This is a genomic window from Streptomyces sp. I05A-00742 (assembly GCF_013055795.1).
Taxonomy (GTDB): Bacteria; Actinomycetota; Actinomycetes; order Streptomycetales; family Streptomycetaceae; genus Streptomyces.
In genome coordinates this window covers 37,052-60,335 of the sequence record NZ_JABETO010000002.1, presented here as the reverse complement: position 1 = coordinate 60,335, position 23,284 = coordinate 37,052, and the positions used below count along the sequence as shown (strand labels likewise).

Annotated in this window: 19 protein-coding genes; 9 read left to right on the top strand and 10 right to left on the bottom strand. The window is 74.3% G+C overall.

Annotated features, from left to right (window positions below):
• Nucleotides 1-38: 38 nt before the first annotated feature.
• A complete protein-coding gene (gene zapE / locus HN013_RS02305) occupies nt 39-1,130 on the bottom strand; it encodes a cell division protein ZapE (protein WP_171162369.1) in 1,092 nt (363 codons plus the stop codon).
• Nucleotides 1,131-1,225: 95 nt separating this feature from the next.
• Between zapE and HN013_RS02300 the strand changes: the two genes are divergently transcribed.
• From HN013_RS02300 to msrB, 4 genes are all read left to right on the top strand, one after another.
• Complete coding sequence (locus tag HN013_RS02300) at nt 1,226-2,008, top strand: pyrimidine reductase family protein (RefSeq protein WP_171162367.1); 783 nt, start codon at nt 1,226-1,228, stop codon at nt 2,006-2,008.
• A gap of 158 nt (nt 2,009-2,166) precedes the next feature.
• Nucleotides 2,167-2,655 carry an indole-3-glycerol phosphate synthase gene (locus HN013_RS02295; protein ID WP_171162365.1) on the top strand — a complete coding sequence of 163 codons (489 nt, stop codon included), beginning with the start codon at nt 2,167-2,169 and terminating at the stop codon, nt 2,653-2,655.
• Nucleotides 2,656-2,928: 273 nt separating this feature from the next.
• Nucleotides 2,929-4,326, top strand: coding sequence for a UDP-N-acetylmuramate--L-alanine ligase (murC, locus tag HN013_RS02290; RefSeq protein WP_171162363.1), 1,398 nt, complete (start codon nt 2,929-2,931; stop codon nt 4,324-4,326).
• Nucleotides 4,327-4,348: 22 nt separating this feature from the next.
• Entirely contained in the window at nt 4,349-4,756 is a 408-nt protein-coding gene (gene msrB, locus HN013_RS02285) for a peptide-methionine (R)-S-oxide reductase MsrB (protein ID WP_171162361.1), read from the top strand.
• 253 nt (nt 4,757-5,009) lie between these two features.
• Here msrB and HN013_RS02280 read toward each other — a convergent pair whose 3' ends face one another.
• Complete coding sequence (locus tag HN013_RS02280) at nt 5,010-6,065, bottom strand: YncE family protein (protein WP_171162360.1); 1,056 nt, start codon at nt 6,063-6,065, stop codon at nt 5,010-5,012.
• A gap of 129 nt (nt 6,066-6,194) precedes the next feature.
• On the opposite strand from HN013_RS02280, the gene HN013_RS02275 reads away from it, so the two are divergent.
• Entirely contained in the window at nt 6,195-7,109 is a 915-nt protein-coding gene (locus HN013_RS02275) for a LysR family transcriptional regulator (protein ID WP_171162358.1), read from the top strand.
• Nucleotides 7,110-7,113: 4 nt separating this feature from the next.
• Here HN013_RS02275 and treZ read toward each other — a convergent pair whose 3' ends face one another.
• Together treZ and lpdA are read right to left on the bottom strand one after the other, a co-directional pair.
• Nucleotides 7,114-8,856, bottom strand: coding sequence for a malto-oligosyltrehalose trehalohydrolase (treZ, locus tag HN013_RS02270; RefSeq protein ID WP_171162356.1), 1,743 nt, complete (start codon nt 8,854-8,856; stop codon nt 7,114-7,116).
• A gap of 424 nt (nt 8,857-9,280) precedes the next feature.
• Nucleotides 9,281-10,693, bottom strand: coding sequence for a dihydrolipoyl dehydrogenase (lpdA, locus tag HN013_RS02265; RefSeq protein WP_171162354.1), 1,413 nt, complete (start codon nt 10,691-10,693; stop codon nt 9,281-9,283).
• Between the two features lie 105 nt (nt 10,694-10,798).
• Here lpdA and HN013_RS02260 point away from each other — a divergent pair, with 105 nt between their 5' ends.
• The gene (locus tag HN013_RS02260) at nt 10,799-11,689 is read left to right on the top strand and encodes a LysR family transcriptional regulator (RefSeq protein WP_312018472.1); all 891 of its coding nucleotides are present in this window, start codon (nt 10,799-10,801) and stop codon (nt 11,687-11,689) included.
• Between the two features lie 78 nt (nt 11,690-11,767).
• Here the strand turns inward: HN013_RS02260 and treY are convergent, their stop codons facing one another.
• Both treY and glgX read right to left on the bottom strand, forming a co-directional pair.
• Nucleotides 11,768-14,143: a malto-oligosyltrehalose synthase gene (gene treY / locus HN013_RS02255; RefSeq protein ID WP_171162352.1), complete on the bottom strand. Its 2,376-nt coding sequence runs from the start codon at nt 14,141-14,143 to the stop codon at nt 11,768-11,770.
• Nucleotides 14,144-14,183: 40 nt separating this feature from the next.
• Complete coding sequence (glgX, locus tag HN013_RS02250; RefSeq protein ID WP_171162350.1) at nt 14,184-16,310, bottom strand: glycogen debranching protein GlgX; 2,127 nt, start codon at nt 16,308-16,310, stop codon at nt 14,184-14,186.
• Between the two features lie 371 nt (nt 16,311-16,681).
• Between glgX and HN013_RS02245 the strand changes: the two genes are divergently transcribed.
• Both HN013_RS02245 and HN013_RS02240 read left to right on the top strand, forming a co-directional pair.
• Nucleotides 16,682-17,920, top strand: a complete 1,239-nt coding sequence (locus tag HN013_RS02245) for an SAV2148 family HEPN domain-containing protein (RefSeq protein WP_171162348.1) — start codon at nt 16,682-16,684, stop codon at nt 17,918-17,920.
• Nucleotides 17,921-18,025: 105 nt separating this feature from the next.
• Nucleotides 18,026-18,715, top strand: a complete 690-nt coding sequence (locus HN013_RS02240) for a 3'-5' exonuclease (RefSeq protein WP_171162346.1) — start codon at nt 18,026-18,028, stop codon at nt 18,713-18,715.
• 155 nt (nt 18,716-18,870) lie between these two features.
• Here the strand turns inward: HN013_RS02240 and HN013_RS02235 are convergent, their stop codons facing one another.
• Nucleotides 18,871-19,692, bottom strand: coding sequence for a phosphotransferase enzyme family protein (locus tag HN013_RS02235; protein WP_249374687.1), 822 nt, complete (start codon nt 19,690-19,692; stop codon nt 18,871-18,873).
• Between the two features lie 443 nt (nt 19,693-20,135).
• On the opposite strand from HN013_RS02235, the gene HN013_RS02230 reads away from it, so the two are divergent.
• The gene (locus HN013_RS02230; protein ID WP_171162344.1) at nt 20,136-20,783 is read left to right on the top strand and encodes a LysE family translocator; all 648 of its coding nucleotides are present in this window, start codon (nt 20,136-20,138) and stop codon (nt 20,781-20,783) included.
• A gap of 72 nt (nt 20,784-20,855) precedes the next feature.
• Here the strand turns inward: HN013_RS02230 and HN013_RS02225 are convergent, their stop codons facing one another.
• From HN013_RS02225 to HN013_RS02215, 3 genes are read right to left on the bottom strand one after another with little or no spacing between them, the layout of a single operon-like run.
• Nucleotides 20,856-21,596, bottom strand: a complete 741-nt coding sequence (locus HN013_RS02225) for a sirohydrochlorin chelatase (RefSeq protein ID WP_171162343.1) — start codon at nt 21,594-21,596, stop codon at nt 20,856-20,858.
• A gap of 10 nt (nt 21,597-21,606) precedes the next feature.
• Nucleotides 21,607-22,482, bottom strand: coding sequence for an ABC transporter permease (locus HN013_RS02220; protein WP_171162341.1), 876 nt, complete (start codon nt 22,480-22,482; stop codon nt 21,607-21,609).
• Entirely contained in the window at nt 22,469-23,272 is an 804-nt protein-coding gene (locus HN013_RS02215) for an ABC transporter ATP-binding protein (protein ID WP_171162339.1), read from the bottom strand. The genes HN013_RS02220 and HN013_RS02215 overlap by 14 nt, the downstream gene beginning before the upstream one ends.
• Between the last annotated feature and the right edge of the window lie 12 nt (nt 23,273-23,284).

Here is a 23,284-nt window from a genome sequence, read left to right as displayed (position 1 = left end):
CAAACTCCCCCAGAGGGGGCACCCCCAACGGGCTGAAGTCAGCCCTCCGCCAAAGGCTTCGCGTCCCGCGCCAGGGCCGTCAGGCGGGAGATGGCGCGGAAGTACTTCTTCCGGTAGCCGCCCGCGAGCATCTCCTCGCTGAACAGCTGGTCGAAGGGGCGGCCGGAGGCCAGGACCGGGACCTCGCGGTCGTAGAGGCGGTCGGCGAGGACGACGAGGCGGAGGGCGGTGGACTGGTCGGGGATGGGCTCGACGCCGGTGAGGCAGACGGCTTGGACGCCGTCGCAGAGGGCGCCGTAGCGGCTGGGGTGGACGCGGGAGAGGTGGGTGAGGAGGGCGGGGAAGTCGTCGAGGGAGGCTCCGGCGACGGAGTGGGCGACCCGCTTGACGGTTTCGTCGTCGTGGGGGGCGGGGGCCTCGGGGAGGCCGCGGTGGCGGTAGTCCTCGCCGTCGATGCGGAGGGCGCGGAAGTGGGCGGAGAGGCCCTGGATCTCGCGGAGGAAGTCGGCGGCGGCGAACCGGCCCTCGCCGAGCTTGCCGGGGAGCGTGTTGGAGGTGGCGGCGAGCGCGACGCCCGCCTCGACCAGCTTGCCGAGCAGGGTGGAGACGAGGACGGTGTCGCCCGGGTCGTCGAGCTCGAACTCGTCGATGCAGAGCAGCCTGTGCTCGCCGAGCGTCCGCACGGTCTGCTGGAAGCCGAGCGCGCCGACGAGGTTGGTCAGCTCGACGAAGGTGCCGAACGCCTTCTGCTCCGGGGCGGCCGGTGCCGCGTGCCAGAGCGAGGCCAGCAGGTGGGTCTTGCCGACGCCGTAGCCGCCGTCGAGGTAGACGCCGCGCGGGCCGCTCGCGGCGGGCTTCGCCTCGCGCCGGAACCAGCGCCTGCGGCCGCCGTCGGCGGGGGCGCCGCCGAGCCCGGCCGCGAAGCCGGAGAGCACCCGGACGGCCTCGGTCTGGCTGGGCTGGTTCGGGTCCGGTATGTACGTGTCGAACCGCACCGCGTCGAAGCGCGGCGGCGGCACCATCTCGGCGACCAGGCGCTCGGCCGGGACGTGCGGGGCGCGCGAGGTGAGCGCGACGGGCTGTTCGCCCGTCGCGCGGGCGTCTGGGGATGCTGCGGTGGAGGACGGCACAACTCTCCAGCGTAGCCGCTGACGGGAGCGGGACGGCCGGGGGTGGAGCGAGGCATGTCACACCGGGGACGGCGAGGCGTGTCAGACTGCGGCCCATGCGACGCCTGTTCCCCCCGCCCACCGTGCCCAACGACCTGGAAGACCGCGAATGGGGGCTCGACGAGCTGGCCGACCTCTACGCGTACCCCGGGCCCCCCGCCGACGGCCGGCCCTGGCTGCGGGCCAACATGGTCTCCTCGCTCGACGGCGCCGCCCACCACGAGGGCCGGTCGCAGCCCCTCTCCTCCTCCGCCGACATGCGGATCTTCGGTACGCTGCGCGCGCTCGCCGACGCCGTCGTGGTCGGCGCCGAGACCGTACGGCAGGAGGGCTACCGCCCCGCGCGCGCCCGCGAGGCGTTCGCCGCCCGCCGTGCCGCGCTCGGCCAGTCACCGGCGCCGGTGATCGCGGTGGTGAGCGCCGGGCTCGACCTGGACTTCTCGCTGCCGCTGTTCACCGAGCCGCTGGTGCCGACGCTGGTGCTGACCGGTGAGGCCGCCCCCGCCGAGCGGCGGGACGCGGCGGCCGCGGCGGGCGTGGAGGTGGTCGTGGCCGGCGAGGGGAGGACGGTGGACGTGGCGCGCATACCGGAGCTGCTGGCCGCGCGCGGGATGCCGCGGCTGCTGACCGAGGGCGGCCCGCGGCTGCTGGGGCAGTTCGCGGCGGCCGGGGTGCTGGACGAGCTGTGCCTCTCGCTCGCCCCGATGGTCGCCGCCGGAGTGGCCCCCCGGATCGCGGGCGGTCCGCCGCTGGAGGTTCCGCGGCGGTTCGCCCTGGCCTCGGTGCTGGAGGAGGGCGGGTTCCTCTTCACCCGGTACCGGGTGGGCGAAGGAATCTGACAATCGGCGGAATTCCCTGTTCCGCTTACCGTCCGACGGGCAGAATTGTGTCGGACGCTCCCCCGGGGGCACGGGTTCGAAACAGCGGGCTCCGAGGGAGCACGCGCAGGATGGTTTCTGTGTGGGCCCGGGGCCCACGGAGGAGAAGGGCGCCGACCGTGTTCACGAGCGTATTGATGATCGAGCAGCCGCTGTCCGCGACGGACGTCGAGTTCGTCACCGGCCTGCACGACGACGACATGTCCTTCGTGGTCCTGATGCAGCCCAGAGGCGCCGAGGACCGGTTGTTGCGCGCCATCGACGACGTGGCCCTCGGGGAGCTGGAACAGGCCGTCCACGAGGCGGACGAGCCCGAGGGCGAGGCCGCGCTCCGGCCGGCCGCGCTGGCCCTGGAGCACTCGCTGCGCAGCCTGCGGGCGGCGGGCTGCGAGGCGGTGGGCCAGATCATCGACGACCACCCGCTCGACCTGCTGCGGTCCGTCGTCGAACAGACCCATGCCGACGAGGTGATCGTGCTGACCGCGCCCCATCTCGTCGAGGAGTTCTTCCACCGCGACTGGGCCTCGCGCGCCCGCCACAAGGTCGGCGTGCCCGTGCTCAAGCTGTACGCCCACGCGGACGAGGAGCGGGTCGCGGCCGAGGAGTGAGGAGTGACGCCGGCGTCCGGGGCGGCGGATCGGCCCCGCGGCCGGGACGGCCGGACCACTGGCCCTGCGGCGGCCGCCCGCCCCCGGTCCGTACGCTCGATGGGGTGAACAGCCCCGGCGCGGGGGCGGTCGCCGGGGCCCGGGCCGGGGCCCCGGGGAGCCCGGCCGCGGGGGCCGGTCCGCCCGGCACGACGGGGGCGGGCGGGACTGTCGGCGGTGGGTGCAACAATCAAGCCTGTAGCCCCAGCACCGACCCCAGGGAGCACCGTCACCATGGCACCGGCCGTCCCCCCGACGATGGACCGTCCGCACTTCATCGGCATCGGCGGCGCCGGCATGTCGGGCATCGCGAAGATCCTCGCCCAGCGCGGCGCCCGGGTCGCGGGCAGCGACGCGAAGGAGTCCGCGACCGCGGAGGCGCTGCGCGCCCTCGGGGCCACCGTCCACGTCGGGCACGCCGCGGAGCACCTCGCCGAGGACGCCACCTGCGTGGTCGTCTCCAGCGCCATCCGGCAGGACAACCCCGAGCTGGTGGCCGCCGCCGAGCGCGGCGTCCCCGTCGTGCACCGCTCGGACGCCCTCGCCCGGCTGATGGACGGGCTGCGCCCGATCGCCGTCGCCGGGACGCACGGCAAGACCACCACCACCTCCATGCTGGCCGTGGCGCTCGACGCCCTCGGCCTCGACCCGTCGTACGCCATCGGCGGTGACCTCCAGGGCCCCGGGACCAACGCCCGGCACGGCGCGGGCGAGATCTTCGTGGCCGAGGCGGACGAGAGCGACCGCAGCTTCCACAAGTACGCGCCCGAGGTCGCGATCATCCTCAACGCGGAGCTGGACCACCACGCCAACTATGCCTCGATGGAGGAGATCCACGAGTCGTTCGAGATCTTCGTGGGCCGGATCCGCCCGGGCGGCACGCTCGTCGTCGCGGCCGACCAGGAGGGCGCCCGAGAGCTGACCCGCCGGCTCGCCGGGCGCACCGGTGACGTCCGGGTCGTCACCTACGGCGAGTCCGAGGGCGCCGACGTCCGCGTCCTCGACGTCACCCCGCGCGGCCTGACCAGCGAGGTCACCGTGGCCCTCGACGGCCGTGAGCTCACCTTCGGCGTCTCCGTCCCCGGCCGGCACTACGCCCACAACGCGGTGGCCGCCCTCGCCGCGGGCGTCGCGCTCGGTGTACCGGCCGACGACCTGGCCGCCGCCCTCGGCAAGTACACCGGGGTGGGGCGCCGCCTCCAGCTCAAGGGCGAGGCCGCCGGCGCGCAGGTCATCGACTCGTACGCGCACCACCCCACCGAGATGACCGCCGACCTGGAGGCCATGCGCGGCGCCGCGGCGGACTCCCGGGTCCTGGTGGTCTTCCAGCCCCACCTCTTCAGCCGCACCCAGGAGCTGGGCACCGAGATGGGCCGGGCGCTCGCGCTGGCCGACGCCTCGGTGGTGCTGGACATCTACCCGGCCCGCGAGGACCCGATCCCCGGCGTCACCAGCGCGATGATCATCGACGCGGCGCGGGAGGCGGGCGCCGACGTGCGCGCCGAGCACGACATGGCCGCCGTCCCCGACGTCCTCGCGGGAATGGTCCGCCCCGGCGACCTCGTTCTCACCATGGGCGCGGGAGACGTCACGGACCTCGGTCCCCGGATCCTGGCCCGCCTGGAGAGCTGACCCGCGAGAGGACGTGCGGCCCATGGCCTACGAGGTCGAGAAGACGGACGAGCAGTGGCGCGCGGAGCTGTCGCCTGCGGAGTACCAGGTGCTCCGCCGGGCCGGCACGGAACCGGCGTTCCGCGGCGAGTACACGGACACCAAAACAGCGGGCGTCTATTCCTGCCGCGCCTGCGGCGCCGAACTCTTCCGGTCCACCGAGAAGTTCGAGAGCCACTGCGGCTGGCCGAGCTTCTACGACCCGAAGGACTCCGACGCCGTCGAGCTCCTGGAGGACGACTCGCACGGCATGGTCCGCACCGAGGTGCGCTGCGCCCGCTGCGGGTCGCATCTCGGGCACGTCTTCGCGGGCGAGGGCTACCCGACGCCGACGGACCAGCGGTACTGCATCAACAGCATCGCCCTGCGGCTGGAGCCCGAAGCGGGCTGACGTGCTGCGGCGCCCGGCCGCCGGGCGACGGGGGACGCCGACGGCCGGACGGGCGGTGAGCGAGCGGGGCGACCCCGGTCGGGGCCGCCCGGCCGGGCGGGTGAGGGATGGCCGGGCGGCCCCTTCCGTGGCCGGGGACGAACCCCCGATCGGTCGTTTTTCAGCATGCCGTGCCCGGTGGGGCGGCGGCGACGGCCGAATGGGCCCGTACCGGAGGGCCGTTCGGCCCTGGCGGTCCGAACGGCCCGCGCGGTCAGGCCGGGCGCGGGATGTAGGCCAGCCCGTGGGCGCCGGGCTCGCCCCGCTTGGGGACGTCCAGCCGGGCCACGGTCCGCAGCGTCTCCAGGTCGACGATGTCGACGGTGGACGAGACGACGCAGGACACGTAGGCGAGCCGCCCGTCGGGCGACGAGGTGATCGTCAGCGGGAAGCGCCCCACCTCGACCTCGCCCAGCCGTTCGCGGGTGGCGGCGGAGAACACCGTGAGGCGCCCCGGGGCCTGGCGGCCGAGCGCGGAGTCCGGGTCGGGTCCGGCGCGCAGTTCGCCCGCGAGCAGCTTTCCCGTCGACGTGAGGTGCACCGGCATGACGAGGCCCTCCGTCGGCAGCAGGCCGACGACGGACGCCGTCCGGGCGTCGACGACCCGGATTCCGGTGGCCGGCCGCTTCCCGGCGGGGGCGGAGAAGGAACCGGCGTAGGGCGAGGCGACGAAGGCGTGCGTGCCGTCGTCGGAGACGGCGAGTCCCTCGCTGCCCGGTACTTCGGCCTTCCCGGTGAGGACCCCCTTGTCGAGGTCGACGACCGACACGAACGGCGCCTCCTTGTTGGTGGCGTACCCCGTCGTGCCGGCCGGGTCGATGGCGAACCAGTGGGGGCCGGGCGCGTCCGTGTCGATCCTGCCCACGGGCCGCCGGGTCGCCGTGTCGATCACCACGACGCCGCCGGGCCGGTCCGCCGAGCCCTCCACGCTGACGTAGAGGCGGCCTCGCGCCGTGTCCAGCGCCAGCCCGTGCGGGCCGTGTTCCGGGGCGAGGTCGACGACCTCGACGACGCGGCGGGTGCCGGGGTCGATGACGGTCAGCTCGGTGCGCCGGCCGCTGTTCGCGTGGTAGTAGCCCGAGTGGTAGGCGGATGTGCACCACAGCAGCCGCTGTACGGGGTCGAAGCACAACTCGTGCGGTTCGGCGAGGACGTCCAGGGTGTCGAGCAGCCGGTCGGAGGCGGCGTCGAAGAACGAGATCGTGGGCCCGCTCTGACTGACGACGGCCAGGACATCGCCGTCCCGGCCGGCGCGGGGGGATTGCTGCACAGAGAACTCCGTGAAGGGTGAGGCGTTTTCGTGGACACCTCCACTCTCCGTACGCGTGGATTCCGGAACAATGCAAAGATGAGCACGGAGTTATTGCGTCAGACGTAAAGGTGCAGGTCAGGAGCGTCCATGGATCTCAATCTGCTGCGGATCCTGGACGCCCTGCTCCAGGAGAACAGCGTGACCCGTGCCGCGGAGCGGCTCGGTACCTCCCCCGCGGCGGTCAGCCGCTCACTGGCCCGGCTCCGCCGCGCCGTCGGCGACCCGCTGCTGGTCCGCGCGGGCCAGGGGATGGTCCCGACGCCGCGCGCCGCGGAACTCCGGGAGGAGGTGGGCGCGTTGCTGCGCGGCTGCGACGACGTCCTGCGGCCCGGGGCCGGGTTCGATCCGGCGCGTCTCCGGCGCACGTTCACCGTGCAGGCCGCGGACCTGCTCCTGGCGGGGCTGGCCGGGACCCTGACCGAACGGATCCACGCGGAGGCCCCGCACGTGGACGTGGTCTTCCTGCCGGAGGCGGAGGAGGGCGGCCCGGCGCTCCGGCAGGGCCGGGTGGACGTCGAACTGGGCGTCCTCGGGCACCTGGACCCGGAGATCCGGACCCGGCCGCTCACCCGGATTCCGCTGGTCGGGATCGCCCGCAGCGGTCATCCCCTCTTCCGCGGACGGATCACCCCCCGCCGGTTCGCCGCGGCCGACCACATCGGCATCTCCCGGCTCGGCAAGCGCGTCGGGCCCATCGACAGCGCGCTCGCCGAACTGGGGCTGCGGCGTCGGACGGCGGTCGTCGTCCCCAGCCACACGGGCGCGATGATGCTCGCCCGGGAGACCGACCTCGTCGCGCTCACCCTGGCCGACTGGCTCCCCGACGCCGTCTCCGCGCTGGGGCTGCGCACTTTCCCCGTCCCCCTCGACCTGGAACCCCTCGACCTCGGCATGGCCTGGCACCCGCGCAACGCGCACGACCCGGGGCACCGCTGGTTCCGTGACCACGTGGCGGCCGCGGTCCTGGACCCGGCGGGCTCCCGGGGGAGTGCGGCGCCGTGACGCGTCAGCCGCCCGTCCGCAGCACGGCCGCCGACTCCGGCGACAGCCGGAGGCGTCCGCTCCGGCCGGGGGCCGGCACCGGTCGCCAGGCGGCCAGGACCTCCGTGCCCGCGGGCACCGGGCGTTCGGCGGGGACGCGGCCGAGGTTGACGACGACGAGCAGGGGGCCGCGCCGGAAGGTGACACAGCGGTCCGCGTCCACCGCCGGGTCCGTGCCGGTCCAGTCCGGGTCGGTGAGCGCCGGTTCCGCGTGCCGCAGGGCGATCAACTGCCGGTACCAGCCGAGCAGTTCGGCGTGCGGGGTGCGGCCCGGCTCGTCCCAGTCGAGGCAGGAGCGCAGCCGGGTGGCCGGGTCCTGGGGGTCGGGGATCTCCTCCGCGGCCCAGCCGTGCGCGGCGAACTCCCGCCGCCTGCCGCGCCGTACGGCCTCGGCGAGCTCCGGGTCCCGGTGGTCCGTGAAGTACTGCCACGGCGTCCTGGCCCCCCACTCCTCGCCCATGAAGAGCATCGGCGTGAACGGCGCGCACAGCACCAGCGCGGCGGCGCAGGCGAGCAGGCCGGGGGAGAGCCCGGCGGCGAGCCGGTCCCCGAGCGCCCGGTTGCCGACCTGGTCGTGCGTCTGCGCGTAGCCGAGCAGCCGGTGGGCGGGGGTGGCGCCCGGGTCCAGGGGCCGCCCGTGCGGCCGGCCGCGGAACGAGGAGCGGGTGCCGTCGTGGAAGAAGCCGCCGCGCAGCGTCTTGGTGAGGGCGTGCCCCGGGTCGGCCGCGAAGTCCGCGTAGTAGCCCTGCGACTCGCCGGTCAGGGCGGTGTGCAGGGCGTGATGGAAGTCGTCGTTCCACTGGGCGTGCAGGCCGAGGCCGCCGGCCTCCCGCGGGGTGACCGTGGCGGGGTCGTTGCGGTCGGACTCCCCGACGAGGAACAGCGGCCTGCCCAGGCGTCCGGCCAGGTCGTCCACGGCGGCGGACAGCTCGGCGAGGAAGTGCCGCGGACCGTCGTCCACCAGCGCGTGCACGGCGTCCAGCCGCAGTCCGTCGAGCCGGTAGTCCGCCAGCCAGGCCAGGGCGCTGCCGATGAAGTACGCCCGGACCTCCGCGGAGCCCGGCCCGTCGAGGTTCACCGCCGTTCCCCACGGCGTGTGGTGGCGGTCGGTGAAGTACGGGCCGAACGCGGGGAGATGGTTGCCCGACGGTCCGAGGTGGTTGTGCACCACGTCCAGGACCACCCCGAGTCCGTGCCCGTGCGCCGCGTCCACGAAGCGCCGCAGCCCGTCCGGGCCGCCGTACGGCTCGTGGACGGCCCACGGGGCGACCCCGTCGTAGCCCCAGCCGTGCGTGCCCGGGAACGGGCACACCGGCATCAGCTCGATGTGCGTGATCCCCAGCGCCGCCAGGTGCGGCAGGCGGCGGGATGCCGCGTCGAAGGTGCCCTCGTGGGTGAAGGTGCCGGTGTGCAGTTCGTAGAGGACCGCGCCGGGGAGGGGGCGGCCCTGCCAGGGGTGCCGCCACGTGAATCGGTTCGCGTCCACGATGGCCGCCGGGCCGTCGGGGCCGTCCGGGAGGCGGCGTGCGCGGGGGTCGGGGAGCGTCGGGCCGTCGTCCAGGGCGAAGCCGTAGCGGGTGCCGTGGGGGCCCGGGGCCGTGCATCGCCACCAGCCGGGGCGGGTGGGGTCGGCCTCCATGGGGTGCGTGCGGTTCTCCGCGTGGAGTGTGACCCGTGTGGCGTGCGGGGCCCATACCTCGTACAGCACCGGCGGCTCCTCGGTCCGTTGGGGCGGGTTGCCCCGTCACGGGGGTGTTATGCCCCGGTCCCGCCCTTTCACCGTTTCNACAGCACCGGCGGCTCCTCGGTCCGTTGGGGCGGGTTGCCCCGTCACGGGGGTGTTATGCCCCGGTCCCGCCCTTTCACCGTTTCTTGCGGGGGAGGGCCCCGCGCCCCCGGTGAGCGCGCCTGCGGCGCGCGTCCTCAAACGCCGGACGGGCTGAAATGCCCGCGGCTTCGCCGCTTGTCCTCAATCGCCGGACGGGCTGGTTGTCGCGCCCGGGCGCACACTTCAGCCCGTCCGGCGTTTGAGGACAGCGCGCGCAGCGCGCTTCTGGGGGTGCGGGGGCGCAGCCCCTGCAGAAACGGTGAAAGGGCGGGACCGGGGCAACCGCCCGCCGCAGGCGCCCCCCTCAGACCTGATGCAGCCCCCGCCCCGCAAGCGAGAGCATGACCTCCCCCACCGCCTCCGACAGCGTCGGATGAGGATGGACGTGCTGCGCCACATCCCCCGCCTCCGCGTCCCAGCCCACGATCAGCTGACTCTCCGCGATCATCTCCGAGACGTGCGGGCCGACGAGATGCACGCCAAGAATCCGGCCGCCCTTCTCGGCGACCACCTTCACGGTGCCGCCCTGGCCGTGGACCATGCCCTTGGCGATGCCGGTGAGGGGCATGGAGTTGACGGTCACGTCGTGGCCGGCGGCGAGGGCCTGTTCCTGGGAGAGGCCTACGGAGGCGGTCTGGGGGCTGGAGTAGGTGACGCGGGGTACGGCGGTGTAGTCGACGGGGCGGGGGGAGTGCCCGGCGAGGGTCTCGGCGACGACGAGGCCCTCGGCGAAGGAGGCGTGGGCGAGGCCGAGGGAGGGGGGAGGGAGGAGGTCGCCCACGACGTGGATGCCGGGTACGGGGGTCTCCAGGCGTGCCCAGTCGGCCGGGGCGACGAAGCCGCGGGCGTCGGTCGCCAGCCCGGCCGCGTCCAGCCCCAGCCCGTCGGTGACCGGAACCCGGCCGACGGCCATCAGCAGCCGGTGGACGGTCAGTTCGCGGATCTCGCCCCGGGCGGTGCGGACGGTCGCGCGGACGCCGCCCTCGAAGGGGCGCGCGTCCTCAAGGCGGGCGCCGGTCTGTACGTCGATGCCGCGCTTCTTGAGGCCGCGGGTGAGGTGGCGGCTCACATCGGCGTCCTCCAGCGGCAGCAGCCGGTCGGCGGCCTCCACCAGCGTGACGCGGGCGCCCATGGACCGGTGCAGCGAGGCGTACTCGACGCCGATGGCGCCGCCGCCCAGGACCAGGACGGAGGCGGGCAGGCCGGGCGCGAACAGGGCGTCGTCGCTGGTGACGACGTGGTTGCCGTCCGGCTCCAGGCCGGGCAGGGTGCGCGGCCGCGAGCCGGTGGCCAGCACGACACCGCGTCGCGCCCGCCACTCCGTACCCGCCTCCTCGCCGGAGTCCACCCGGACGGTGCGCGCGGAGGTGAGCGAGACGGACCCGCGCACCACGCGGATGCCCGCCTGCGACAGGTGGCCCTCCACCCCGCGGTGGTTGCGGCCGACGATGTCGTCGCGGGTGGCGGTCAGCGCGGACCAGTCGACGGACTCCAGTGTCGCCCGCACACCCCAGCGCTCGCGCGCCTCCGCGATCCCGTCCACCAGCTCCGCCGCGTGCAGCATGGCCTTGCTCGGTATACAGCCCCGGTGCAGGCAGGTGCCGCCCACCAGGTCGCGCTCCGCGAGTACCACGTCGAGGCCCAGGTGCGCGGCGCGCAGCGCGGTGCTGTAGCCGCCGGTGCCGCCGCCGATGACGATGACGTCTGTCTCATGCATGGTTCAACCCTCCGCCCAGCAGCGAATATGAGTCCAACGCAATGTTTCGATCGGTCCGATGAGGATCGTTCATGGCGGCCCCGCCGGCCGCCGGGAGGGGGAGCCGTGAGCCTGCGGCAGATGGAGTACCTGGTGGCGGTGGCCGAGGAGGGGTCCTTCACCCGTGCCGCCGATGCGCTCAACGTCACACAGTCCGCGCTGTCGCACCAGATCAAGGCGCTCGAACGCGAGGTCGGCGGTTCCCTCCTGGAACGGCTGCCGCGCGGGGTGAACCTCACGCCCATGGGCCGGGCCTTCCTGCCGCACGCCGAACTCGCCGTGCGCAGCGCCGGGCTCGCCCGCCGGGCGGCCAAGGCCGCCGCCGGGGCCGAGGGCGGCGAGCTGCACGTCGCGACGCTGCACGCCCTCGCGATCGGCGCCCTGCCGCCGGTCCTGGCCCGCTGGCGGCGGGAGTTCCCCGGCGTCCGGCTCCATCTGCACGAGTACCTGACCACGGACGAGCTGCGCGACCACATGGACCGCGGGGTGGCCGACATCGCGGTCGGCCCCCGGCCCGAGGGCTGGCAGGGGCCGGTGGTCTCCCTGGGCGAGGAGGAGATCCTCCTCGTCGTCCCCCACGACGACCCCCTGGCCGGCCGCACCACTCCCGTCACCCTCCCCGAACTGGCCGGCCACGGCTGGGTGCGCTGCGTCCTGGAACCGGTGATCGACGGCCGCCGGTGGCTCGACTGGGTCTGCGACCCGCACGGATTCCGGCCGTTGACCGCCATGGAGGTCCAGCACGCGTCGACCGCCGTGCGGATGGCGGTGGCCGGCGTCGGCATTCTCGCCTGCTCGGCGGACGTGGCCCGGGCGACGGTCGGAGCGGTCACCGTCCCCGTGGATCCCGCGTGGCGGCGGGAGCACACGGCGTTCTCGCGCGTCGAACTGACGGGCGCGGCCGTGCGGTTCGTGGAGATGTGCCGGGAGGGGACGTTCGCGCCACAGACCGGATGACCGACCGGTCTGTCGCAGGAGAGTCCGGTGGAGCAGGACGTTCGCCGGACAGGCCGGTGACCTCCGCTTCACCCCCGTTCACTCCCGGGTCAGCAACGCCACCGGATACCGGTGCAGCAACCGCCCCACCAGCACCTGCCCGTCACACACCCGTCCCGTCAGCAACTCGCGCCACCGGCCGCCCCCGTCCGTGCCCCCCGGGAGGGTCAGGGCCGTGTCACGCCAGCCGCCCGCGGCGTCCAGGGCGCGGGCCAGGCGGGTGACCACGGTGACCGCCTCGCCGGAGCGGGCGAAGGCCACGCAGTGGTCCGCGGCGGGGCCGGTCGCGGTCAGGGGGGTGTAGGCGGCGCCGGGGCCGAACCACGGGGGGTGGGCGCGGCGGAGGCGCAGGGCGGTGCGGGTGAGGTGCAGTTTTTCGGCGTCGAGGCCCGTGGGCTCCTCGCCGGGGAAGTCCGGCGGGCGCCGGTTGTCGGGGTCGACGAGGGAGCGGACGACGCGCTCGGTGCCCATGTAGACGTCGGGCACGCCCGGCACGGTCAGGTGGAGCAGGGCGGCGCCCAGGGTGTTGGCACGGATGGACGGCCCGGCTGTCTCCTCGAAGGACGTCAGTTCCCGGTGGGCGGGCCCGCACGGCCCGGCGACGACGAAGTGCTCCACCGCCTGCTCGTAGGCCGTGTCGGGCTCGGTCCACGTCGTGCGCAGCGCCGCCTCGCGGACGCCCTTGAGGACCGCGGGGACGAGCCGCAGGGCGTCGGGTTCGCCCAGGCCGAAGGCGCTCTGCCAGGCCGTCCAGGCCACGTGCGGCTCGGGCGGGGGCGCCTGCTCCGTCACCCGGGCCAGGAGGTCCGGCCAGACGTCCGGGTACTCGCTGAGCACCGCGATCCGCGCCCGGGCGTCGGCGCTGCGCTTGGTGTCGTGGGTGGAGAGGACGGTGCCCGTGGCGGGCCGGTCGCGCTGGACCCGGGCGCAGAAGGCGTGGAACTCCGCCGGGTCGACGGCGGGCCGGCCGGGGGAGCCGCCGACCTCCGTCGCCGACAGCAGGGGCGCGTAGCGGTAGAACGCGGTGTCCTCGACCGACTTGGCGTGCAGGGCGGCGGCGGTCTGGGCGAAGCGGGCGCAGAAGTCCCGGTGGTCAGGACCGTCCCCGAGGCGGCCGAGGGCCGCGTCCCGTACGGCGTCGACCGCCGCGGCCTCCTCCGGCACGGCGAAGGCCGTCCGGGCCTCCCGCGCGGCCTCGTCCAGCAGCGCGGCGTCCGTCGGCGTCACGGGCTCGCCGGGGCGGGCGTACGGACGGTAGACGGGCAGCCGGACGAGGATCTCGCACAGGGCGGTGCGCAGCGCCCAGGGGGCGTGGTCGCGCAGCCGCAGGGAGGCGTCGCAGATCCGGCCGGCCACCCGCACGAGGCGTTCGACCTCCGTCACCAGCTCGTGGGAGACCATGCGCCGGGCGGCCCGGCGGGCCGTCGCCTGCCAGTCGCCGCCGCGGTCGGGCGGTGGCGCGGCGAACGCCCGGTAGGCGGCGGTGAGTTCGGCCGCGCCGGCCGGGTCGGTGAACAGGCCGTCGAGGTGGCGCAGGGTGTCGTAACCGGTGGTGCCGGCGACGGGCCAGTCGGCGGGCAGCGTCTCGCCGGGGGCGAGGATCTTCTCGACGACCGTCCAGCGCCCGTCGGTGGCCTCGTGCAGCCGCCGCAGATAGCCGGCGGGGTCCGCGAGCCCGTCCGGGTGGTCGACGCGCAGCCCGTCGGCCACTCCCTCGCGCAGGAGCTGGAGCACCTTGGCGTGGGTGGCGGCGAAGACCTCCGGGTCCTCGACGCGGACCGCGATCAGTTCGGAGACGGTGAAGAACCGGCGGTGGTTCAGCTCGGTGCGGGCCAGCCGCCACCAGGCGGGCCGGTACCACTGGGCGTCCAGCAGCTCGGGCAGCGGCAGCCGTTCGGTGCCGGGGCGCAGCGGGAGGACGTGGTCGTGGTAGCGCAGGGTGCCGTCGTCGACGGTGAAGCGGTCGAGTTCGTCACCGAGGCGGCCGCCCAGCAGTGGCAGCAGGACTTTTCCGCCGTGCTCCGCCCAGTCGATGTCGAACCAGCGGGCGTAGCGGGAGGCCGGACCGTCGCGGAGCACTTCCCACAGCGGCCCGTTGAGGTGTTCGGGCGCGGGGACGGCCATGTGGTTGGGCACGATGTCGAGGATCAGGCCGAGTCCGTGGGCGCGGGCGGTGCGGGAGAGCGCGCGCAGGCCCTCCTCGCCGCCGAGCTCGGCCCGGACGGTGGTGTGGTCCGTCACGTCGTACCCGTGGGCGGAGCCCGGGACGGCCTCCAGGACGGGGGAGAGGTGAAGGTGGGAGACGCCGAGGGAGGCGAGGGCGGGCACGGCGCGCTCGGCCGCGGCGAAGGGGAGGGCGGGCTGGAGCTGGAGACGGTAGGTCGCCGTCGGCGGGACCCGGCTGTCGTGCTTCATGGGAACATGCGTACCCAGCCGGGGCGGTCATGCCGCAGCACTAGAGGGGGCGTTGCAGCACGGCGAGGCTGCGGTCGGTCAGGGTGAGCCGGTCGCCCGCCCCGAGCTTCGGTCCGTCGTCCGTCACGCCGTCCGGGAGCGCCGTGTCCACCACGACCTGCCAGAGCCGGCCGTGGTCCGGGGGGATCACGAAGTCGAGCGGGCCGTGGTGGGCGTTGAACAGCAGCAGGAACGAATCGTCGGCCACCCGCTCGCCGCGCGGGCCGGGTTCGGAGATGGCTCCGCCGTTGAGGAAGACCGTCAGGGACTTGGCGTACGCCGCCTGCCAGTCGGTGTCCCGCATCTCCTCCCCCTCCGGGGTGAACCAGGCGATGTCGGAGAGTTCGTCGTGCGTGCCCTGCTCCGGGCGGCCGTGGAAGAAGCGGCGGCGGCGGAAGACCGGGTGGTCGCGGCGGAGCCAGACCATCGCCCGGGTGAAGGCCAGCATGCGCCGCGCGCGGGCCGCCGCCTCGCCGTCGGGCCCGGGCCAGCGCACCCAGGAGAGCTCGCTGTCCTGACAGTAGGCGTTGTTGTTGCCGCGCTGGGTGCGGGCGAACTCGTCGCCGTGGCTGATCATGGGGACGCCCTGGGAGAGCAGCAGGGTGGCGATGAAGTTCCGCATCTGGCGCTCGCGCAGCGCGAGGACCGCCGGATCCTCGGTCTCGCCCTCGGCCCCGCAGTTCCACGACCGGTTGTGGCTCTCGCCGTCCCGGTTGTCCTCGCCGTTGGCCTCGTTGTGCTTCTCGTTGTAGGAGACCAGGTCGTGCAGGGTGAAGCCGTCGTGACAGGTCACGAAGTTGACGGAGGCGAGCGGGCGCCGGCCGTCGTCCTGGTAGAGGTCGGAGGAGCCGGTCAGCCGGGAGCCGAAATCGGCCAGGGTGGCCGGCTCGCCGCGCCACAGATCCCGGCAGGTGTCACGGAACTTACCGTTCCACTCGGTCCACAGCGGAGGGAAGTTGCCGACCTGGTACCCGCCCTCCCCGACGTCCCACGGCTCCGCGATCAGCTTCACCTGGCTGACGACCGGGTCCTGCTGCACCAGGTCGAAGAAGGACGACAGCCGGTCCACCTCGTGGAACTGCCGGGCGAGCGTCGCCGCGAGGTCGAACCGGAACCCGTCCACCCGCATCTCGGTGACCCAGTACCGCAGCGAGTCCATGATGAGCTGGAGCACATGGGGACTGCGCATCAGCAGGGAGTTCCCGGTGCCGGTGGTGTCCGTGTAGAAGCGCGGGTCGTCCGCCAGCCGGTAGTACGAGGCGTTGTCCAGCCCCCGGAAGGAGAGCGTCGGGCCCAGGTGATTCCCCTCGGCCGTGTGGTTGTAGACGACGTCCAGGATGACCTCGATGCCCGCCGCGTGCAGGGCCCGGACCGCCGACTTGAACTCCAGCACCTGCTGCCCGCGGTCCCCCCACGACGCGTAGGCGTTGTGCGGCGCGAAGAAACCGATGGTGTTGTAGCCCCAGTAATTGTTCAGGCCGAGGTCGACCAGGCGGTGGTCGTTGACGAACTGGTGCACCGGCATCAGTTCGATCGCCGTGACCCCCAGCCCCTTCAGATGGTCGACGATCGCCGGGTGCGCCAGCGCCGCGTAGCTGCCCCGGATCTCCTCCGGCAGCTCCGGGTGGAGCATCGTCAGACCCTTGACGTGCGCCTCGTAGATGACCGTGCGGTGGTACTCGGTGCGCGGCGGCCGGTCGTCCCCCCAGTCGAAGTACGGATTGACGACGACGGACGTCATCATGTGCGGAGCGGAGTCCAGGTCATTGCGCGCGTCCCGGTCGGCGAAGTGATAGCCGTAGACCGCCTCGCACCAGTTCACCGCGCCGCTCACCGCTCGTGCGTACGGGTCCAGCAGCAGCTTGGCGGAGTTGCACCGCTGCCCCCGCTCCGGCGCGTACGGGCCGTGGGCCCGGAAGCCGTACCGCTGCCCCGGCATCACCCCCGGCAGATACGCATGGCGGACGAACGCGTCGCTCTCCCGCAGCTCGACGGCCGTCTCCGAACCGTCGTCGTGCAGCAGGCACAACTCGATCCGCTCCGCCGCCTCGGAGAAGACCGCGAAATTGGTGCCCGCACCGTCATAGGTGGCACCGAGGGGATACGCCTGTCCCGGCCAGACCTGCATAGGCTCGACTCTTTCGCTTCTCCGGGCTCTCCCGGGCACCGTTGCCCTGGACCGTCGAGGTACAGATCTTCCCCAAAAGCGACGCCCCCACCTCTCCGCGGGGCACGTCCACCCGGGTGACAGGCAGATTTCCCCGGCTCTTCCCCCGACGCCGCCCGACACCCGCATGTTTTTCCCCTCTCTTTCCCCCGTTCTCCCTGCTCGGCACCGGATATCGCTATGAATCAGCTCACTCCGTCCGCAACCGCCGTCGACAACCACCACGCGCCCCGGGCGAGTTCGGCGGGCGCGTGACCGGCGCGTGTGCGCCGCCTCCCGCGGGCGCAGTAGTCTGCCTTGATCATTGAACGGGGGCGGAAGGCGGTGGGCTGGTGAGCTCGGGCGGGCTGGAGCTGCCCCCTGCGGACGGGGACGCGGGGGAGGAAGCGCCCGGTGGCACACCCCTCGGCGCGGTCTCGCTGGTCCGCCCCGGTGAGATCGGGGCGGAACTGGACTGGGACACCGCGGCGTGGAGCGAGGTGCGCACCCGCGCCCGCCGGGCCGGCCGGGCCTACATCTGGCTGAATCTGGTGGAGCAGCGGCTGCGCGCCGTGGTCGCCGCCGTGCTGCGGCCGGTGTACCAGCCGGTGCACGGCGAGGACGAGTGGGTCGTCGCCGCGGCCGGCCCCGCCGGACAGGAGTGGGTGCAGCGGGCCGTCGCCGTCCGCGAGGTCAGCCGCCGCAAGGGCTACCTCCTGGACCCGGCCGACGACAACGTCCTCAGCTTCCTCACCCTGCCCCAGCTGCGCGAACTCCTCGTCCAGCACTGGCCCTGCTTCGAGCCCTACCTCGACGACCGGCGCGAGCTCGAACTCGCCCTCGACGAGCTGGAGGTCACCCGGAACGTCGTCTCCCGCAACCGGGCGCTCTCGCGGGCCGTCCTCGACCAGGCCGAGCGGGCGTCCGCCCGGCTCCTCGACATCCTCGGCACCGGGCCCGACGGGCACTCCGTCGACCGGCTGCCCGTCGACGCGGTCGAGGACCTGGTCGGCGACCGCTACGCGGACGTCGTCGGCGTCCACCCCGACCGGGTGCGCCTCCAGCGGCAGCTGCCCGTGGAGGACCTCTTCGGCAGCGCCCGCCGCCTCGACGCGGTGGGCATCGGGCTCAACCTCCTCGTCCAGAACTACTCGGGACGGCGGCTGGTCCGGCTCGCCGAGACCGGCTGCCGGGCGCGGCTGCTCTTCCTCAACCCGGCGAGCAGCGCGGTCCGCCGCCGCGAGCGCGAGCTCGGCCTGAAGAAGGGCGAGATGAGCCGGTCCGTGGAGATGAACATCATGCACATGCGGCGGGTGCGGGACCGGCTGTCCGACCCCGCCGCGTTCGAGATCCGCGTCTTCGACGAGACACCGCGCTTCACCGCCTACCTCGTCAACGGCGACGGCCCCGACGGGCTCGCCGTCGTCCAGCCCTACCTGCGCAAGGCCCGCGGCATGGAGGCTCCGGTGCTCGTCCTGCGCGGCGCCTCGCGGGAGCGGGTCCGGGTCCAGGCGCCGGACGAGCACGGGCTGTTCGACACCTACCGCGAGGAGTTCGAAGGGGTCTGGGGGGACTCGCGGCAGGTTTCCTGAAACCTGTGGTGCCGATGGCCCGTATGACATCGCGTCACCCCGTTGTCAGTGCCCCGTGCGAGTCTGGTGGTCCAACGGGGAGAGCACCGCGAAGGGGGACTTGTCATGGGCTGGCACGGGGAGCTGCTGATCGGATTCGACCTGGAGACCACGGGCACGGATCCGGCCGAGGCGCGGATCGTCACGGCGGCCGTCGTCGAGACCAAGGACGGCGAGCCCGTCAGCCGGCGCAACTGGCTGGCCGACCCGGGCGTCCCCATCCCGGCCGAGGCCTCGGCCATCCACGGCATCACCGACGAACGGGCGGCGGCGGAGGGCCGGCCCGCCCGTGAAGTGGTCGCCGAGATAGCCCGGATCCTGACCGCCCACTGGTCCGTGGGCACTCCCGTCGTCGCCTACAACGCCGCCTTCGACCTCAGCCTCCTGGCCGCCGAGTTGCGCCGCCACGACCTGCCGCCGCTCCCGGCGGACGGCCCCGGGCCCGTCATCGACCCCCTCACCATCGACCGCGCCGTCGACCGCTACCGGAAGGGCCGCCGCACTCTGGGCGCGGTCTGCCAGGAGTACGGCGTTCCGCTCGACGCCGCTCATGAGGCGGGTGCCGATGCTCTTGCCGCTGTGCGGGTCGCCCGGGCGATAGCCGGGCGCCATGCCCGGATAGCGGAGGCCGATCTGGGGGAGCTGCACCGGGATCAGGTTCGCTGGTACGGGGAGTGGGCCGCCGGATATCAGGCGTGGCTGCGGCGGCGGGGGGATGTGGGGGCGGTGGTGGATGGGAGGTGGCCGCTGCGGTAGCCCCAGACCCGCCCTTTCACCATTTCCCGGGGAGGACCCCGGACCCCCTGAAACCGCGCTTCGCGCGGTTGAGGACGCGCGCCGCAGGCGCGCTCAAGGGGGTGCGGGGGCGCAGCCCCTGCAAGAAACGGTGAAAGGGAGGCATCGGGGCGCGCTCAAAACGCCCGCCACCGCACCGCCGGGTCACCGTCGCGCAGGGACGCCACCCGGCGCCGGAACTCCGCCAGGGCAGCGGGATTCCCCGGCGCGTGCTGGGCGACCCAGGCGCAGCTCGCCGTCTCCCGCGCCCCGCGCAGCACCGCGCAGCCGGCCCACTCGCGGACGTCCCAGCCGTAGGTGCGGACGAACGCCTCGTAGGCACCGGAGTCGAGGCCGTAGCGGTCCCGGGCGAGGGCCATCACGACCAGGTCGTGCTCGCGCAGGTCCGAGGCGAAGGTTTCGAGGTCGACGAGGACCGGGCCGTCGGGGCCGACGTGGACGTTGCGGGTGAGGGCGTCGCCGTGTACCGGGCCCGGCGGAAGGTGCGGGACGAGCGCGGCGGCGGCCGCGGCGAAGCCGTCGCGCCGCTCGCGCAGGTACTCGGCGTCCGAGGGGTCGATCGCGTCACCGGCCAGCCGCAGCCAGCGTTCGACCCCGTCCAGCAGCTCCCGCTTCGGCAGGCCGAAGTCGGGTGCGGGCAGGGCGTGGACGAGCCGGAGCAGACCGGCGAGGTCCTCGGGGGCCGCGGGACGGGACGGTTCCGGGAGCCGGTGCCAGAGGGTCACGGGGTGCCCGTCGGCCGGCACGACCTCCGCCTCGGCCGGGCGGACGGCCGGTACGCCGCTCTCCGCCAGCCAGGTCGCCACGCGGAGTTCGCGGTGCGCGCGGTCGGCCAGGGACGGGTGCCGGCCCACCTTGGCCACCAGCCCGCCGGTGGCGAAGACCGCGTTCTCGCCGAGCGCGAGCAGCGTCGCCTCCCGGGCCGCGGGCTCCGTCATCCCCGCCCGCGCCAGGAGGGCGCGCGCCCGCTGCTCCGTGAATGCCGGCTCCGTCACGTCAGCCACGTCCGTACCTTCGCTCTCGTCCTGCCCCTCCGTCTCGACAAGGGGCTCCCCGCGCATTCTGCCGTCTGCCACCGGAGAGGCCGTCACCGGCAACCGTCCGTTCCGCGCACCAGCCGTCGAACGCCCGTCCCGCCGCACGGATCGCCGAGCGCGGGGCGGCCGCCCTCCCGGCGGCGCCCCGGACGGAACCGGTCAGGGGAACCTCCGGAGTCCCGGCAACCGGAAGCACGGGGTACCGACCGCCTGGTACGGTCCCCTCGGCCGCCGTGCCTCACCCCCACGGGGCACGGCGGCCACCCGGGCCGCCATTAATACATTTCCGGGCTCCGAGGGACCGCATTAGGCTCCGATCACCGACGTGTGAACTGGAGCGCCGTATGACGACCGCGATACTCGGCTTCGCCCTCTTCTCCCTCCTGGTGACGGTCACCCCGGGGCCCGACCTGGTACTCGTCCTCCGCAACTGCCTGCGCGGCGGCCGTCGGGCGGGTGCCGCCACCGCCCTCGGTGCGGCGGTCGGTTCGCTCGGCTGGGGCGTGGCCGCCGCGTTCGGGCTGGCCGCCGCGCTCCAGCAGTGGGACACGGCGTTCACGGTCGTCAAACTGGCCGGCGCCGCCTACCTGGTGTTCCTGGGCGCCCAGGCGCTCTGGGCCCAGCGCCGGGCCGTGGCCCTGTCGCGGGAGCCGGAACCGGCTCCGGAGGCCGAGGGCGCGTCCGGGGCGCTCGGCGCGGGCGCGGCCTTCCGGCAGGGCGTGCTGAGCTGCCTGCTCAACCCGAAGGTCGGCGTCTTCTTCGTCGCCGTCGCACCGCAGTTCCTGCCGGACGGCGCGTCCCCCCTCGCGATGACCCTGCTCTTCGGCGCGATCGACGCGGTGGTCGCGGGCGCCTGGCTGCTGCTCGTGACCCTCGGTGCCACCCGTTTCATGACCTGGCTGCGCCGGCCCCGTGTCCACCGCACCATGGAGCGCACCACGGGCGGCGTCCTGCTGGCCCTGGGCATCGGCACGGCCGCCGAGTCGGTCTGACGGGCAAGTGACCCACGAGGCCCCGGCCCGGGGAGCCGGGGCCCGGGCCGTAGGACGGAGGCCGGAGTTCCGCTACGCCGCGGCCGCCGCCTCCCCCGCGGCCGCCACCCCTTCCCGGTAGCGCCGCACCAGCAACGACACCACCTCCGGCGCCGCCCCCAGCGGCTCCGTCACCACGTCGGCCCCCGCCTCCCGGGCCCCCGCGGTCATCCGGTCCGGGAGCCGGCCGGGCGCCAGGACGTAACGGGCCACCGCGACCCGCTCGCACCCCTCGGCCCGGAGCGCGCGCACCGCGTCCTCGGTGCGGGGCGCGGCGGCCGAGGCGTACGCGGGGCGCACGGCGCGCCAGCCGGTGGCCTGCCAGGCGCGCGCGATGCCCGCGACCACGGCGGCCGCCCCCGGGTCGGAGGAGCCCGCCGCGGCCAGGACGACGCCCGTGGAGCGCCGGGCGCCGGAGGGGACCCCGGCCTCGCGCAACCGCCGTTCGAGCGCCGCGACCAGCAGGGGGGAGGGGCCCAGCACCGGAGCCTGACGCACCGTCATATCGCTGGGCGTGGCGGCCTCCAGCACCTCCGGGATGTCCGTACCGGCGTGGAAGGCGTGCGTCAGCAGCAGCGGTACGGCCACCGCCTCCCGTACCCCGTCCGCCGCCAGCCCGGCCAGCACCGTCGGCACGTCGGGGGAACGGAAATCCAGGAACCCGGCCTCGACCCGCAGGCCGGGGCTGCGGGCCGCGACCCGGGCGCGCAGCGCGGCCACGGTCGCCGCGTGCCGCGGGTCGCGGCTGCCGTGGGCGACGAGGATCAGTGCCACGGGACCCCCGTCACTTGGCCGTCAGCCCGCGCGTCCGCAGCACGCGGCGTTCGAGGGGGCTGAAGACGGCCAGGTCGATCGCGATGCCGACGAAGAGGATCAGCAGGATCCCGAGCAGCACCCCCGGCATGTCGGAGTCGGTCCGGGCGTTCTCCAGGTACTGCCCCAGCCCCAGCCCCAGGTCCGGTGAGGACGCGATGAGTTCGGCCGCCATCAGCGAGCGCCAGGAGAACGCCCAGCCCTGCTTGAGGCCCGCGATGTAACCCGGCAGCGCCGCGGGCAGCAGCACGTGCCGGGCGCCGCGGGCGCCGGTGGCGCCCAGGGTGCGGCCGGCCCGCAGGTACAGCGGGGGCACCTGGTCGATGCCGGACACCAGCCCGTTGGCGATCGACGGGACCGCGCCCAGCAGGATCACCGCGTACATCGCCGCGTCGGTGATGCCCAGCCAGATGACGGCCGCCGGCACCCAGGCGACGGACGGCAGCGACTGGAGGCCGGAGAGGAGGGGACCCAGCGCCGCCCGGACGACCGGCACCCGGGCCACCAGCAGGCCCAGCGGCGTCCCGAGGGCGAGCGCGGCCAGGAAGCCGAGCAGACCGCGCGAGACGCTGGTCCAGATGATGTCGAACAGCGTCCCGTTCAGCCACAGTTCGCGCAGGCTGTGCCAGACGGCGGACGGGTCGGGGAGCTTGTAGTCGTCGGTGACCCCGGCGACGACCAAGAGCTTCCAGACGGCGAGGACCAGGACCACGGCCGTCACCGGCGGCAGCACCTTGTGCAGCAGCACCCGCCGCAGCGGCGGGCGTTCGACCCGGACGGCGTCCAGGGCGTCGAGCCCGGCCTCGAGCCCCGCGAGGTCGGACGCGGCGGTCTCAGTGCTTGCCATGGCGGCGGATCTCCCCACGCAGTTCCTCGGTTATCTCCACGGACAGGTCCGCGACGTCCGCGTCCTCGATGCGGCGCGGCTGCGGGATGCCGACCGTCCACTCGCGAGCCACCCGGCCGGGCCGGGAGGACAGCAGCACCACGCGCTGGCCCAGGCGCACCGCCTCGCGGACGTTGTGCGTGACGAACAGCACCGACAGCCCGTTCTCCGACCAGATGCGCGTCAGTTCGTGGTGCAGCACGTCCCGGGTGATGGCGTCGAGCGCGGCGAACGGCTCGTCCATCAGCAGCAGCCGGCTGTCCTGGGCGAGGGCGCGGGCGAGGGCGACACGCTGCCGCATGCCGCCCGACAGCTCGTGCACCCGCTTGCCGTACGCGCCGCCCAGCCGGACGAGTTCGAGCAGCCGCTCGGCCTCCGTCCGCCGGGCGGCCCGGGGCACACCGCGCAGCCGCAGGGCGAGCTCGATGTTGCGGCCCGCCGTCAGCCAGGGAAAGAGGGCGTGCTCCTGGAACATCAGCGCCGGCCGGCCGCCGGGCACGTCGATGGTGCCCGCCGTCGGCCGGTCCAGCCCGGCGACCAGGTTGAGCAGCGTGGACTTCCCGCAGCCGGAGGCCCCCAGGAGGCAGACGAACTCCCCGGGGCGGACGTCGAGGGTGATGTCCTCCAGGACCGGCCGGCCGTCGCCGGCGCGGCCGAAGCTCTTGTGGACGCGGTCGATCCGGACGGCCGGCGGCGCGTCGTCCGTGACGGTGACGGGGCCGGTCCTGTCCGTGGTCGTGGTCGGGGCCATCCGGACCTCCTG